The following is a 13,065-nucleotide window of genomic DNA, read 5'->3' on the forward strand; positions in this document are numbered from 1 at the left end:
TTCATGAGCATCGCCTTCGTTCGCGAGAAGGAGGGCGGGGAAGCCTTCGAGGATCTCCCCGACCGTCCCGTCTCCCCGCACCCGAACTTCGTCACGCCGGAGGGCCTCGCCCTCATCGACGCGGAGCTGGACCGGCTTCATGCCGAGCATGCCGGCCTGTCGCCCGACGACAAGGCCAACATGGCCCGGGTGAACCGCGACCTCCGCTACTGGACCGCCCGGCGCAGCTCGGCCCAGGTGGTGGAGCAGCCGCCCGGCGACACGGTGCAGTTCGGGTCCACCGTCACCATCGCCCGTGAGGGCGGGACGGAGCAGACCTTCCGCCTCGTCGGCGAGGACGAGGCCGACCCGGCCCGGGGCACGCTCGCCTATGTGGCGCCGCTCGCCCGGGCGCTGACCGGCAAGCAGGCGGGCGACGTCGTGACGGTGGCGGGTCAAGAGGTCGAGATCGTCTCGGTACGCTGAGGCGGGAGACGCCCCTCGATGGCGTCGCGCTCGCGGGTGATCGCGTCGCCGACGAAGTCGAGGAAGGCCCGCACCCGGGCCGCCCGGCGCAGATCCGGATGGGTGAGGAGCCAGAGCCCGGCGGCAAGCTCCGGCTCCGGGCCCGAGAGCCGCACGAGGCCCGGACGACGGTCGCCGATCACGCAGGGGAGGGGGCCGATGCCGATTCCCGCCTCCACCGCATCGGCCAGCCCCTGCACGGTGTCGAGGCGCAGCACCACGCGCTCGGGCGCCGTCCGCTCTTGCACGTAGCGCGCCGCGACGGCGGCGCCGAGACGGGGCGCCGGCGAGACCCAGCGTTGCGCGCTCAGCGGCAGGCCGGGATCGGTGTCGCTCCGGCCGTAGAGCGCCCAGGCGATGGTGGCGAGGCGCCGGCCCACCAGGGTGTCGGGCGGATCGTTGGTGGCACGCAAGGCCACGTCGGCATCGCGTTTGGCGAGGTTCAGCGCCTGCTCCGACACCACCACGTCGAGGCGCACCTCCGGACAGCGGGCGCAGAATGCCGCGAGGATCGGCGTCAGCAGGCCGGTGAGCAGCGAGGCCGCCGTCGTGATGCGCAGTTCCCCCGCGGGGCTTAAGATCCGACCCTCGATCCGCCGGGTGAAGGCCAGCACGTCCTCCTCCATCCGGGCGGCGATGCGGACCATCTCCTCGGCCGCCGGCGTCGGCACGTAGCCGGTGCGGTGGCGCTCGAAGAGCGGCGTGCGCAGGGCCGCCTCGATCTGGCCGAGGCGCCGGAAGGCCGTGGAGTGGTTGATCCCGAGCCGCTCGGCGGCCTGGGTCAGGCCGCGCTGGTCGGAGATGGCCTTCACCAGCCGGAAATCGTCCCAGGCGAGGGCGGCGGTCACGTGGTGGCACTCCCGAGCTTGCGCGCCTGCAAGCGCGGGCTTGCATCATAGGCCATTTCCGGCGCGTCCGCGATCCGCGATGGTCCGCGCCACCAACCGACGGGAGATCACGCGATGGCGAAGGTTCTGGTCCTCTATTACTCGACCTACGGCCATATCGAGCAGATGGCCTATGCGGTGGCCGAGGGCGTCCGCGAGGCCGGCGCCGAGGTCGTGGTCAAGCGGGTGCCCGAGCTGGTACCCGAGGAGGTCGCCCGCAACTCGCATTACAAGCTCGACCAGGCGGCGCCGGTCGCCACGGTCGACGAGTTGCCGTCCTACGACGCGATCATCTTCGGCACGCCGACCCGCTATGGCAACATGGCGTCGCAGATGAAGAACTTCATCGACCAGACCGGCGGCCTGTGGGCGAAGGGCGCCCTGATCGGCAAGGTCGGCGCGGTCTTCACCTCCACGGCGTCACAGCATGGCGGCCAGGAATCGACGATCCTGAGCTTCCACACCGTGCTGCTGCACCAGGGCATGGTGGTGGTCGGCCTGCCCTACAGCTTCCAGGGCCAGCTCGGCACGGCCGAGGTGATGGGCAACTCGCCCTATGGCGCCTCGACCATCGCGGGCGGCGACGGCAGCCGCCAGCCGAGCGCGGTGGAGCTTGAGGGCGCCCGCTTCCAGGGCCGCCACGTCGCCGCCATCGCGGCGAAGCTGGCGGACTGAGCCCGGGACAAAGAAAAAGCCCGGACGCGGGTCCGGGCCTTTGAGGCGGAAGGTCGATGGGGGCTTAGGTGACCTTCTAGACCTCTTCAACGCGAGACCCGCGGGCCCGGTTCCACCGGTTCGGGAAAAAAGTTGGGCCGACTCCTCGAAATCCGCTCGGTCAAGTGTCACCGCCTCTCCCACCCACAACCTCATCCCGAGGTGCCGGATGGGAGAGGCGGTGTTGCGTGTCCTGCTTGCGTCGGCCACAGACTCACCGCGGCGCGGCCGCCCGTGCCAGCCGGTCGCGGATCGCCTCGCCGAGCCCGGCCTCGGGAATCGGCGCCACCGCGATCGTCGCCGCGCCGCTCGCATCGAGCCGGCGCAGATCGGCGAAGAGATGCGCCGCCGCCTCGGCAAGATCGCCGGCCGGGCTGAGATTGACGGCGATCGCCGCGCGGTCGAGCCCTTCCGGCATGGCCGGGCCGAACAGCAGGACGGCCTCGCCGGGCCGGATCTCCGCGGCGTCGAGCCGCACCGCGGCGCGCGGCGCGTAATGCGAGGCGAGAAGCCCGGGGGATATCGGTGCCGCCCCGTCCGGGGCCTCCGGCAGCGCTAGGTCCCCGCCCAACACCGTCTCGATGGCGTCGCGCGGCAGGCCGCCCGGGCGCAGCAGCACCGGCGGACCGTCGAGGCAGGCGACGATGGTCGATTCGACCCCGACCGGACAGGGCCCGCCATCGAGAACCGCCGCGATGCGGCCGTCGAGATCGCCCAGCACATGCTCGGCCTGCGTCGGGCTCACCCGCCCGGAGCGGTTGGCCGAGGGGGCCGCCACCGGGCAGCCCGCCGCCGTCAGCACGGCGCGGGCGAGGGCGCTGCCCGGCACCCGGAGCGCGACGCTCTCGAGGCCTGCCCGGGCGAGGTCGCAGACACGGCCCGTCCGGGCCACCGGCACCACCAGGGTCAGCGGGCCGGGCCAGAAGGCGCGCGCCAGCGTCAGCGCGTCCTCGCCGAAAACGCCTTCCCGCCGGGCCGATGCGAGGTCGGGCAGATGGGCGATCAGCGGGTTGAACCGCGGCCGCGCCTTGGCGGCGTAGATCCCCGCCACCGCGACGGGGTCGCCGGCATCGGCGCCGAGGCCGTAGACGGTCTCGGTCGGGATCGCCACCAGCTTGCCGGCGCGCAAGAGGGCGCCGGCCTCCTGGACACCCGCGTCATCGGCGGTCAGCCGCCGGGTCGGCATTGACCCGCGATCATCGTTCACGTCTAAACTATCCATCACCATGCCGTCGGCCGTAGCGTCGGCGGCGGCTGCACGTCAAATCCAAAGGGTGGCTCGTGGCGAGCCCGCATGGCGGGCGCGCCCGGTGAAGCCGCCCCGCTCTGTTCGGGAGGAGCCCTCGATGACCTATCGCGCGCCCGTGGCCGAGATGGCCTTCACGCTCCGGCACGTCGCCGGGCTCGACCGCGCCATCGCCGAAGGGCTGCACGGCGACCTCTCGGACGATCTCGTCGACACCATCCTGGACGAGGCCGGACGCTTCGCCAACGACGTGGTGGCGCCGCTCAACCGGGTCGGCGATCGGCACGGCACGCCGCTCAAGGACGGCGTGGTGACGATGCCGCCGGGCTACCGGGACGCTTACCGCGCCTGGACCGAGGGCGGCTGGAACGCCCTGCCGGGCCCGGTCGAATACGGTGGTCAGGGCCTGCCGGTGCTGCTCAACGCCGCCTGCATCGAGATGTGGAACTCCGCCGCGATGGCGTTCGGCCTCGGGCCGCTGCTCACCGCCGGCGGCGTCGAGGCGCTGAGCCGCCACGGCAGCGAGGACCTGCGGTCGCGCTACCTCGAAAAGCTGGTCTCGGGCGAATGGACCGCCACCATGAACCTCACCGAGCCGCAGGCCGGCTCGGACCTGTCGGTGATGCGGACCCGGGCCGAGCCCACCGGCGACGGCCGCTACCGGATCTCGGGCGAGAAGATCTACATCACCTGGGGCGAGCACGACCTCACCGACAACATCATCCATCTGGTGCTGGCGCGGCTTCCCGACGCGCCCGCCGGCACCCGCGGCATCTCGCTGTTCCTGGTGCCGAAGGTGCTGCCGGATGGCACCCGCAATGCGCTGACATGCGCCGGCATCGAGCACAAGCTCGGCATCCATGGCTCGCCGACCTGCACCATGGTGTATGACGGCGCCACCGGCTGGCTCGTCGGCGAGCCGAACCGGGGGCTCGCCTGCATGTTCACGATGATGAACAATGCCCGCCTCGGCGTCGGCCTCCAGGGCGTCGCCATCGCCGAGCGCGCCTATCAGCAGGCGCTTCTCTACGCCCGCGACCGCCGCCAGGGCCGGGCGAGCACCGCCACGGACGGCGGCGCGAGCCCGATCATCGCGCATCCCGACGTGCAGCGGATGCTGCTCACCATGAAGGCGCTGACCGCGGCGTCCCGCGGCATCTGCTACCTGACGGCGGAGGCGATCGACCGCGCCCACCGGGCGCCGGACGAGGCGGCGCGCCAGGCGGCGCAAGCCCGGGCCTCCCTGCTGACCCCGGTGGCCAAGGCGTTCTCGACCGATATCGGCATCGAGGTGGCGTCGCTCGGCATCCAGGTCCATGGCGGCATGGGCTTCGTCGAGGAGACCGGCGCCGCCCAGCACCTGCGCGATGCCCGCATCGCGGCGATCTACGAGGGCACCAACGGCATCCAGGCGATCGACCTCGTCACCCGCAAGCTGCCGCTGGAGAACGGCGCGGTGGTGCGCGGCCAGATCGGCGCCCTGCGCCTCGTCGCCGAGCGGGTGCTGAAGGAGGGCGGTCCGGCCTTCGGCGACACCGCCCCGCGCCTGCGCGAGACGATCGAGGCGCTGGACCGGGCGACGAGCTACCTGCTCAAGACCCTCGGCTCCAACCGGCCCGACGAGGCGCTGGCCGGCGCCACCCCGTACCTGCGCCTGTTCGGCCTCGCCCAGGGCGGCGCCTGCCTGGCGCAAGCCGCGCTTGCGGCGAACGCGGCGGCGAAGGCCGGCGACGGCGACCCGGCGCATCCGGCCCGCATCGCGCTCGCCCGATTCTTCGCCGAGAACCTCGCCACCGCGGCCCGCGGGCTGGAGGAGACGGTGACGGCGGGCGGCGGGTTCCTCCAGGATGGGGTTCTGGCGCTGGCGGGGTGAGACGCGCATCGTGCGACCGATCAGGCTCTCCCACCCGGAACCTCATCGCCGGGTGTCGTCGGTGACGATCGACTGACCTCGACGGAGGGCTCCGGACATCTCCGCGCTATCCGGAGCCCTTCTTCGAGGACGCCGCAAGCAGCGGCACTTCAGGATGAGGTCGGGGATGGGGAGAGCTGACGTTGCCCCGGCCCATCCCAAGGCCAATCCTCCGTTATTCGCGCCCTATACCCGGAGCCCTCATGACCGACCACGTCCGCATCACCGACGAGCCCGGCGGCGTCCGTCTCGTCCAGCTCATGCGTCCCGAGAAGAAGAACGCTCTCACCGGCGCCATGTACGACGCCATGCGCGAGGCGCTGGCGAGCGCCGACCGGGAGGATTCGGGCGTCGGCGCCGTGGTCTTCGCCGGAGCCGAGGGGGTGTTCACCGCCGGCAACGACATCGCCGACTTCGTCGCCCGTGCGGACGCCTCCTTCGGCGAGGCGCCGTCGCTCCGCTTCATCCGCCAGCTCGCCGTGATCCGCACCCCGATGGTGGCGGCGGTGGACGGGCTCGCGGTCGGGGTCGGCACCACGCTGACCTATCACTGCGACCTCGTCTACGTGGCGCCGGCCGCGACCTTCCGGATGCCCTTCGTCGATCTCGGCCTGGTGCCGGAGGCGGCGTCCAGCTACCTCCTGCCGCGCCGGATCGGGGTGGCGAAGGCGACGGAACTGCTGCTCCTCGGCGAGGCTTACGGCGCGGACGAGGCGGTGCGGCTCGGGCTCGCCAATGCGGTCGTGCCGGCCGATGGTCTCCTCGAACATGCCCTCGCGCAGGCCGCCAAGCTCGCCGCCAAGCCCCGCCAGGCGCTCGCCGCCGCCCGCAGGCTGATCCGCGGCGACCACGACGCCGTGCGCGCCGCCGTGGATGCCGAGGCCGCTGCCTTCGACGCGGCGCTCCGCTCACCCGAGGCCCAAGCCGCCTTCCGCCGCTTCCTGTCCCGCGGCACCCGGTGAGGCCCGCGGGCGTCCCGGATCTCTCCGGAAAAGTCTGCCTCGTCGCCGGCGCCTCCCGCGGGGTCGGCCGCGGCATCGCCCGGGGCTTGGGCGAGGCCGGCGCCACCGTGGTAGTCACCGCCCGTTCCAGCGAGACCGGCGCCCGCACCGACCAGCGGGCGGAAGCCCTGGAGGACACCGCCCGGGAGGTCGACCTCGCGGGCGGGCGCGGCCACCACTATCTCTGCGACCACACCCGCGAGCCCGAGGTGGACGCGATGGTGCGCTGGGTGCTGCGCCGCTTCGGCCGCATCGATGTCGCGGTGTCGAGCCTCTGGGGCGGCAACGAGGGCTATGACGGCGTGCGCTATCCCGACGGCGCCACCTGGGGCACAGCCTTCTGGCGCCGCGGCCTCGCGCCCCTGCGCCACAACCTCGAGACCGGCCCGCTCGCCGGGCTGATCCTGGCCCGGGCCGTCGCCCCCGCCATGGTCTCGGCCAAGGGCGGCCTCCTGGCGCTGGTCTCCTTCGGCACGGAAGCCTATCTGGGCGACCTGTTCTACGACCTCGCCAAGGCCGCCACCAACCGCCTCGCCCTGGCGATGGCCGAGGAGCTGAAGCCCCATGGCGTCACGGCGCTCGCCCTGGCGCCGGGCCTCGTGCGGACCGAGCGGGTGATGGAGGCCGGGATGGGCGGGGAGGCCGGGGAGAGCCCGGTCTATGCCGGGCGGGCGCTGGCGGCGCTGGCGGGCGATCCCGGGGTCACGGCCTTCGCCGGCCAGGTGCTTCATGTCGGCGATCTGGCGCGGGTTTACGGCTTCACGGACGAGGATGGCAGCCGGCCGGAGCGCTACCGGGCGGGGGGGACGTAAAATGCGAGCCTGCTCAGCGTGACAGTGTGAAGGACAGGTGAGGGTGGTTTGTGGAACTCATCCGTGCCGACATGATCGGCGGCATGACAACCTGGATCGGGCATTCACCAAGATCACTGTGAGGCGCCAGGGAAGAGAGATGGCGACCAACGAGACGTCCTCATCCACATTGAGCCGTGACGAGCGCCAATCACGCGACGTCGCCCAATTTGTCAAAGCTGTCGGACGGAAATCGGCCTCGAAGTCCGGGCATGATCCCAACGATAGAGAATTTGATCCGAACTATTCGCGCCGGCTTCACAAGCTGCCGCCGGCTGAATTTGAGAGATTGGCCCTGGGGGAAAATGAATAAACGAATGATCGAGACCGAGGCTGAGATTGTGATTAAGAATAGGCGCAATGCTGATGCTTAAAGGAGCGCCGATATGACCGATACGCCGCCAATTGCTCTATCGCGCTTGAGGACTATCGGCTGGAGAGAATGGGACCCGATCGGTCTCCTGGCGGCGGGTGAGGCATGGGACCACAAGCCGTTCGCCGATGAGTATGATGCATACCTGCTGAAGGTCGCCGGTGATCTTCGTCGTGGCGGAGGGCTCCGAGAGGCCGTCGCATACCTCTTGAGCGTCGAGCGTGACCATATGGCCATCGGTGATCGTCCGGGGCAGGACGTGAGAGCCGAGACGACGGCGCGAGCGATTCAGGACTATCTGGCTGACGTCGACAGGCCGCACTCCGCCCCCGCCGACGGTCGATAGCCGGTCCCCAAGCGGTCGGGTTGAGAGAGCGTCGACGTCAATACGCCTCGCCCGCCACCCCGGCGGTCATCAACGCCACGCCCGAACTCGTCCCGAGCCGCGTCGCCCCGGCGGCGACCAGCGCGCGGGCGGCCTCCAGGCTGCGCACGCCCCCCGACGCCTTGACGCCGATCGCCTCGCCCACGGTCGCGCGCATCAGCGCCACATCCGCCACGGTGGCGCCGCCGGTCGAGAAGCCGGTCGAGGTCTTGACGAAATCGGCCCCGGCCTCGACCGCCAGGGTGCAGGCGAGGCGCATCTGCGCCTCGTCGAGCAGGCACGCCTCGACGATGACCTTCAGCACCTGCTCCCGGCAAGCCGCCCGGACCGCCGCGATGTCGGCCCGTACCGCCGCGTGGTCGCCCTCCTTCAGGGGGCCGAGCGCGATCACCATGTCGATCTCGGCGGCGCCGCAGCGCACGGCGCCCACGGCCTCCGCCGCCTTGTCCTCCGGCCTCACCGCCCCGAGGGGGAAGCCGACGACGGAGCAGGGGGCGATGTCGCTGCCGAACAGGATCCCGGCCACGAGGCCGACATGGACCGGATTGACGCAGACCGCCTTGAAGCGGTGCGCCAGCGCCTCCTCGCACAGGCGCCGGACCTCCGCCGAGGTGGCGTCGGCCCGCAAGAGCGTGTGGTCGATCAGGCGGGCGAGGGCGGGCGCGTCCAAAGGAAGGTCCAAGGGAAGATCCAAGGGAATCGTCTCCGGAGCGCCCCGGGCCCGGATGCCTGGCGCCACGACCGCAGGAGTGCAAGCGCGGCGCGCTGCCCGTCAAGCGCCCGGGATCAGCGTCCGCTGGCCTGCCGGATGGCCGCGACCGTCGTCCCGACGAGGGCGACGCCCGATTCGGTGAAGGTGATCGCGTCGTCGCTCAGGGTCGCGAGGCCGTGCCGCTCGACCTCGGCGGCGCCCTCGGGATCCGCCTGATGACCGCTGCCGTCCCGGCGCACCACCGATCCGATCGGCTGGCCGCTGATCAGATGGTGATAGGCCGCGAAGGCGAAGATCGACAGGGCGCGGTCGGAGAGGGCGTGGGTCTCGGCAGGCATCGGGTCGGGCCTCGAAGGACGGGGAGGGGAGCGCCGCAGATCGCTGGGCATCGTCCAGACCCAACGCCCGCGATCGAACAGCGACTGACGCCGCCATTGACGCAGGCCCCGGCCGTCTGCGCCGCGCCTTCGGCATCACCCCAGCCGTTCCGATGGCAGAGTGCGGCCAGGTTCCCGGGACCGTCAGGGTGAGTACCGCCCGAGACCGACGATGATCCCGTCTCGGCGCCAGACACGACCCATCCGGGTCCCAGACGCCGCGGCGAGTCCATTGCCGTCTGCGGCAGACATGTTGGGAAGATCCGGCCGATGGCGCTCCCAAGGGGACTCGAACCCCTGTTTTCGCCGTGAGAGGGCGACGTCCTAGACCGCTAGACGATGGGAGCTGTCCCGGCGGGATGGCGGCTTTGTAGAGACGGGCCGGCGGGAGCGCAAGCCTGGTAGCCGGCAATTTCGCACCGACGGCGCAGTTCTGGCCGGCGGGCCTCGCGCCCTGGTCGGAGCCTGTCGTTAGGACAAGCAGGAGTGGCTTAACCCTGCCGCTCGATACCATGCCGCGTGTGTGAGATGGAGCCGCAGCCGACAGGATTGAATCATGTTACGCGTGATATATCCGTTGCGGTGCAAAAATTGGGGCCGGGGCGGGGATGAGCGAGGGACCAATCGTCACGACCGGAAACCGGTCGGACGCTCACACCGAGAGCGGCGGCGACAAGCGGGGCCGGCGCCGCTACGGCACGGTGATGCCGGCGACGGTGATTCTACCTGATTACGGGCGCATCCCTTGCGTGGTGCGCGACCTGTCGGCCACGGGCGCGAAGATCAATCTCTCCCGTCGCCACATGCTGCCGGATCGCATCTGGATCGTCATTCCCCAGATGGACGTCACGCGCCGCGCCAAGCTGGTCTGGCGGAACGGCGAGTTCGCCGGGATCGCGTTCGACCGGCAATTGGATGAGACCAACACGCGGTGAGCCGGCCCTTCGGTCGCGTCTCGCGCAGGGCCGACGCGCGAGTATCGACGCCAAGCCGTCGGCTTGCCGCCGGATTCGTCAGAAGCGTGAGGCCGTCGGTCAGACGCGATCCTCGCCGCATGCGCGACCGGGGACGCCTCGATTCCAAGCCCCGGCCGACACCAAAAGGCCCGGGGCAGGCCCCACCCGAAGGCGGCTCCATCCCGGGCCTCGTCTTGGTCCCCCGACCTCCTCCGGCGAGGGGACGGAACGCCTATTCCGCCGCCTCGATCCGCGGGCGCTCGTGCTGCCGGCGCTCGCGCTTGACGAGGTCGGCGGTCAGGAAGGCCACTTCCAGCGCCTGCTCGGCGTTGAGGCGCGGGTCGCAATAGGTGTGGTAGCGGTCGCGCAGGTCGTCCGCCGTCAGCGCCCGGGCGCCGCCGGTGCATTCGGTGACGTTCTTGCCGGTCATCTCGAGGTGGATGCCGCCGGCATGGGTGCCTTCCGCCTGGTGGATGTCGAAGAAGCCCTGGATCTCCTTCATCACCCGCTCGAACGGCCGGGTCTTGTAGCCGCTCGCCGTCACGGTGTTGCCGTGCATCGGGTCGCAGGACCACACCACCGTGCGGCCCTCGCGCTCCACTGCCCGCACCAGGGCGGGAAGGTGGTCGCCGACCTTGTCCGCCCCGAAGCGGCAGATCAGGGTCAGGCGGCCGGCCTCGTTTGCCGGGTTGAGCAGGTCGACGAGGCGGATCAGGTCGTCGGCCTTCAGCGACGGGCCGCATTTGAGGCCGATCGGGTTCTTGATGCCCCGGGCGAACTCGATATGGGCGTGGTCGGCCTGGCGGGTACGGTCGCCGATCCACAGCATGTGGCCGGACGTGGCGTACCAGTCGCCGCTGGTCGAATCGACCCGGGTCAGGGCCTCCTCGTAGCCGAGCAGCAGGGCTTCGTGGCTGGTGTAGAAATCGGTCTGGCGCACCTCCTGGTGCGTCTCCGGGTTGATGCCGATCGCCCGCATGAAGTCGAGGGTCTCGGTCATGCGCTGCGCCAGGTCGGCATAGGCCGAGGACTGGGGCGAGTCCTTGACGAAGCCGAGCATCCAGCGATGCGCGTTCTCGAGATTGGCGTAGCCGCCGGTCGCGAAGGCGCGCAGCAGGTTCAGCGTCGCGGCCGACTGGCGATACGCTTCGGTCTGGCGGTTGGGGTTCGGCACCCGCTCCGCTTCCGTGAAGCCGATCCCGTTGACGATGTCGCCGCGGTAGCTCGGCAGGGAGACGCCGTCGACGGTCTCGGTCGGCGAGGAGCGCGGCTTGGCGAATTGCCCGGCGATCCGGCCGATCTTCACCACCGGCGATCCGCCCGCGAAGGTGAGCACCAGCGCCATCTGGAGGAAGACGCGGAAGAAATCGCGGATGTTGTCGGCGGAATGCTCGTCGAAGCTCTCGGCGCAGTCGCCGCCCTGGAGCAGGAACGCCTCGCCTGCCGCCACCTTGGCGAGCCCCTGCTTCAGCTTGCGCGCCTCACCTGCAAAAACGAGGGGGGGAAAGCTCGCGAGCTGCCGCTCCACCGCCTTGAGGGAAGCGGAATCCGGATAATCCGGGACCTGCTGAATCGGCAGCCGCCGCCAGCTCGTGGGGGTCCAACGCTCGCTCATCGTCCTCTCCTCGCGCACCTCTTCGATAACCGGTCAGGTCGGTCGCGGAAGCCGGGCTTATAGGGGGGTTTGGGCCGGCAAGCGAGAACTCTCTTGCCGTTGCGCCAGCACGGCCCGCGCGTGGCGCCCTCCTTGGGCACGGCCCGTGACGCCGGAGTCAGCGCGGCGCGCCGAGGCGTTGCAGCAGGGCGAGCATCGCGGCCGCGTCCGGCATCGGCACGAGGCTCGACACGGTCGGGCTCAGGCCCTCGACGGCCGGGCCGCGGCGCCCGACGCCGCCGAGCCGGCCGCGAAAGCCGTGCTCGCTCCACGCGATCTCCTGGAGGTCCGGGTCGGTCAGGGCCGTGACCAGCCGGTCGGCCGTGGGGGTCAGGCTGAGGATCGGGTGGGCTGAGGTCACGGTCGGGGCGGGGTAGAGCATCACCGGCCGGATCCGGGCGCTGCGCAGGGCCTTCCAGCGCTCCGGGTCGGCCAGGATGAACTCGACCAGCTGGCTCTCGTAAGCGGCGACGATCGGCTTCCCGCCCATGCCCTCGGTCAGGTAGCTGTTCCAGTGGGTGCCGCTGGAGGCTTCCTTGTAGCCCATCCGCTCGAACACCGCGGCGATCTTGTCGCCGTCCCGTGCCACCGTCTCCAGGGTGGCGACATCGCCGCCGCCCGGACCCGCGAACAGGTTGGCGAGCAGGGCCGCGAAGCTGAAACCCGAATTCGACTTCACCGGGTCGGTGGTGGTGACGATCACCCGGCCGTACAGGTCCGGCACGCCGAGGTCGCGCCAGGACAAGCGCGCCACGATCGCCTCCATCAGCTGGGCCATCTTGACGACGTACCAGGCGTCGTCGCGCCGCTCGACGAAGCCGGCCTTCTCCAGCGCCTCGACGACGGGCGACCAGCTGTAGAGAACGAGGGGGGAGTTGAACACGACCTCGTCGCGGCGCACCGGCAGGCCGTTGCGGCGGGCGAGCTGCGTCATCACCGCGCTCGCCGGCCACAGCCATTGCGGCTGCTGGCGGGTGAGGGCGCCGTCGCTCACCATCTCGATCGACCCGGCCCGGCTCGCGTCGAGGGTGAGGCCGTGGCGACGCGCCAGCAGGTCGCGCACCTTCGGGTTCTTCACGAAATCGAGCTTCTCGCCCCCGATGAAGCCCCAGAGCGACGCCTGGTCCGGGTTCGTGCCGGTGACGAGCCCCTCGATCCGCCGCGGCCCGACCACCGCGACGCCGGTCGTGCCGGCGAGCCCGGTGGCGAGCAGGCCGAGGCCGAGATGGCGGCGGGTCAGCGCCATGACGCGGTGTCCTTCGGGGAGGCGGGCCCGGGCTCGGGGGCGCCGCCGCGCTCCTCGGCCCGGATCGCGTCGGCAAGAAGCTTCAGCTCGACGTCGAGCCCCTCGATCTCGGGGGCGTCGAGCCGGTCGGCATGGCGGGAGAAGACGGCGTCGAGGGTCCCGATCATCGCGGCCGCCGCGCGCGAGCCCGGCCCGAGCCGACCGGTGGGCGCCCTCCGGGATCCGGTAGCCCTCGCCGAGCCGGACC

General features: G+C 71.1%; 14 protein-coding genes, 1 tRNA gene and 1 pseudogene. 8 read left to right on the top strand and 8 right to left on the bottom strand.

What is annotated here, in order from left to right; all coding sequences use genetic code 11:
• Nucleotides 1–3: 3 nt before the first annotated feature.
• The gene (gene greA / locus VP06_RS02540) at nucleotides 4–465 is read left to right on the top strand and encodes a transcription elongation factor GreA (RefSeq protein ID WP_048462261.1); all 462 of its coding nucleotides are present in this window, start codon (nucleotides 4–6) and stop codon (nucleotides 463–465) included.
• Here greA and VP06_RS02545 read toward each other — a convergent pair.
• Nucleotides 435–1,352, bottom strand: coding sequence for a LysR family transcriptional regulator (locus VP06_RS02545; RefSeq protein WP_048462262.1), 918 nt, complete (start codon nucleotides 1,350–1,352; stop codon nucleotides 435–437). The genes greA and VP06_RS02545 overlap by 31 nt on opposite strands.
• Before the next feature lie 114 nt (nucleotides 1,353–1,466).
• Here VP06_RS02545 and wrbA point away from each other — a divergent pair, with 114 nt between their 5' ends.
• On the top strand, nucleotides 1,467–2,066 hold the full coding sequence (gene wrbA, locus VP06_RS02550) for an NAD(P)H:quinone oxidoreductase (protein WP_048462263.1): 600 nt from the start codon (nucleotides 1,467–1,469) through the stop codon (nucleotides 2,064–2,066).
• A 253-nt stretch (nucleotides 2,067–2,319) separates the two neighbouring features.
• Here the strand turns inward: wrbA and VP06_RS02555 are convergent, their stop codons facing one another.
• Nucleotides 2,320–3,312 (bottom strand): L-threonylcarbamoyladenylate synthase, encoded by a 993-nt coding sequence (locus tag VP06_RS02555; RefSeq protein ID WP_425350876.1) that lies wholly within the window; start codon nucleotides 3,310–3,312, stop codon nucleotides 2,320–2,322.
• 139 nt (nucleotides 3,313–3,451) lie between these two features.
• Between VP06_RS02555 and VP06_RS02560 the strand changes: the two genes are divergently transcribed.
• The 5 genes from VP06_RS02560 to VP06_RS02575 all read left to right on the top strand — a co-directional run bounded on the left by VP06_RS02560 (nucleotide 3,452) and on the right by VP06_RS02575 (nucleotide 7,834).
• Nucleotides 3,452–5,224 (top strand): acyl-CoA dehydrogenase family protein, encoded by a 1,773-nt coding sequence (locus VP06_RS02560; protein WP_048462265.1) that lies wholly within the window; start codon nucleotides 3,452–3,454, stop codon nucleotides 5,222–5,224.
• A gap of 242 nt (nucleotides 5,225–5,466) precedes the next feature.
• Nucleotides 5,467–6,225: an enoyl-CoA hydratase-related protein gene (locus tag VP06_RS37805; RefSeq protein ID WP_048462266.1), complete on the top strand. Its 759-nt coding sequence runs from the start codon at nucleotides 5,467–5,469 to the stop codon at nucleotides 6,223–6,225.
• Complete coding sequence (locus tag VP06_RS37810) at nucleotides 6,222–7,076, top strand: SDR family NAD(P)-dependent oxidoreductase (RefSeq protein WP_048462267.1); 855 nt, start codon at nucleotides 6,222–6,224, stop codon at nucleotides 7,074–7,076. Before VP06_RS37805 ends, VP06_RS37810 begins: the two co-directional genes overlap by 4 nt.
• 139 nt (nucleotides 7,077–7,215) lie before the next feature.
• Nucleotides 7,216–7,428 carry a hypothetical protein gene (locus VP06_RS35855; protein ID WP_156295417.1) on the top strand — a complete coding sequence of 71 codons (213 nt, stop codon included), beginning with the start codon at nucleotides 7,216–7,218 and terminating at the stop codon, nucleotides 7,426–7,428.
• Nucleotides 7,429–7,501: 73 nt separating this feature from the next.
• A complete protein-coding gene (locus tag VP06_RS02575; protein WP_048462268.1) occupies nucleotides 7,502–7,834 on the top strand; it encodes a hypothetical protein in 333 nt (110 codons plus the stop codon).
• Nucleotides 7,835–7,871: 37 nt separating this feature from the next.
• On the opposite strand, the gene deoC is transcribed toward VP06_RS02575, so the two are convergent.
• From deoC to VP06_RS02590, 3 genes are all read right to left on the bottom strand, one after another.
• Nucleotides 7,872–8,555, bottom strand: a complete 684-nt coding sequence (gene deoC / locus VP06_RS02580) for a deoxyribose-phosphate aldolase (RefSeq protein ID WP_245291016.1) — start codon at nucleotides 8,553–8,555, stop codon at nucleotides 7,872–7,874.
• 104 nt (nucleotides 8,556–8,659) lie between these two features.
• The gene (locus VP06_RS02585; protein WP_048462270.1) at nucleotides 8,660–8,923 is read right to left on the bottom strand and encodes a hypothetical protein; all 264 of its coding nucleotides are present in this window, start codon (nucleotides 8,921–8,923) and stop codon (nucleotides 8,660–8,662) included.
• A gap of 310 nt (nucleotides 8,924–9,233) precedes the next feature.
• Nucleotides 9,234–9,309: transfer RNA gene (locus VP06_RS02590), tRNA-Glu, on the bottom strand.
• Nucleotides 9,310–9,570: 261 nt separating this feature from the next.
• Here VP06_RS02590 and VP06_RS02595 point away from each other — a divergent pair.
• Entirely contained in the window at nucleotides 9,571–9,897 is a 327-nt protein-coding gene (locus VP06_RS02595) for a PilZ domain-containing protein (protein ID WP_053081499.1), read from the top strand.
• Between the two features lie 253 nt (nucleotides 9,898–10,150).
• Here VP06_RS02595 and VP06_RS02600 read toward each other — a convergent pair whose 3' ends face one another.
• From VP06_RS02600 to VP06_RS35860, 3 genes and pseudogenes are all read right to left on the bottom strand, one after another.
• The gene (locus VP06_RS02600; RefSeq protein ID WP_048462271.1) at nucleotides 10,151–11,533 is read right to left on the bottom strand and encodes a class II 3-deoxy-7-phosphoheptulonate synthase; all 1,383 of its coding nucleotides are present in this window, start codon (nucleotides 11,531–11,533) and stop codon (nucleotides 10,151–10,153) included.
• A 157-nt stretch (nucleotides 11,534–11,690) separates the two neighbouring features.
• On the bottom strand, nucleotides 11,691–12,818 hold the full coding sequence (locus tag VP06_RS02605; protein WP_048462272.1) for a substrate-binding domain-containing protein: 1,128 nt from the start codon (nucleotides 12,816–12,818) through the stop codon (nucleotides 11,691–11,693).
• Nucleotides 12,809–13,065: pseudogene (locus VP06_RS35860) on the bottom strand (hypothetical protein); the annotation flags it as partial. The gene VP06_RS02605 and the pseudogene VP06_RS35860, both read right to left, overlap by 10 nt.

The organism is Methylobacterium aquaticum, from assembly GCF_001043915.1.
GTDB classification, from domain to species: Bacteria; Pseudomonadota; Alphaproteobacteria; order Rhizobiales; family Beijerinckiaceae; genus Methylobacterium; species Methylobacterium aquaticum.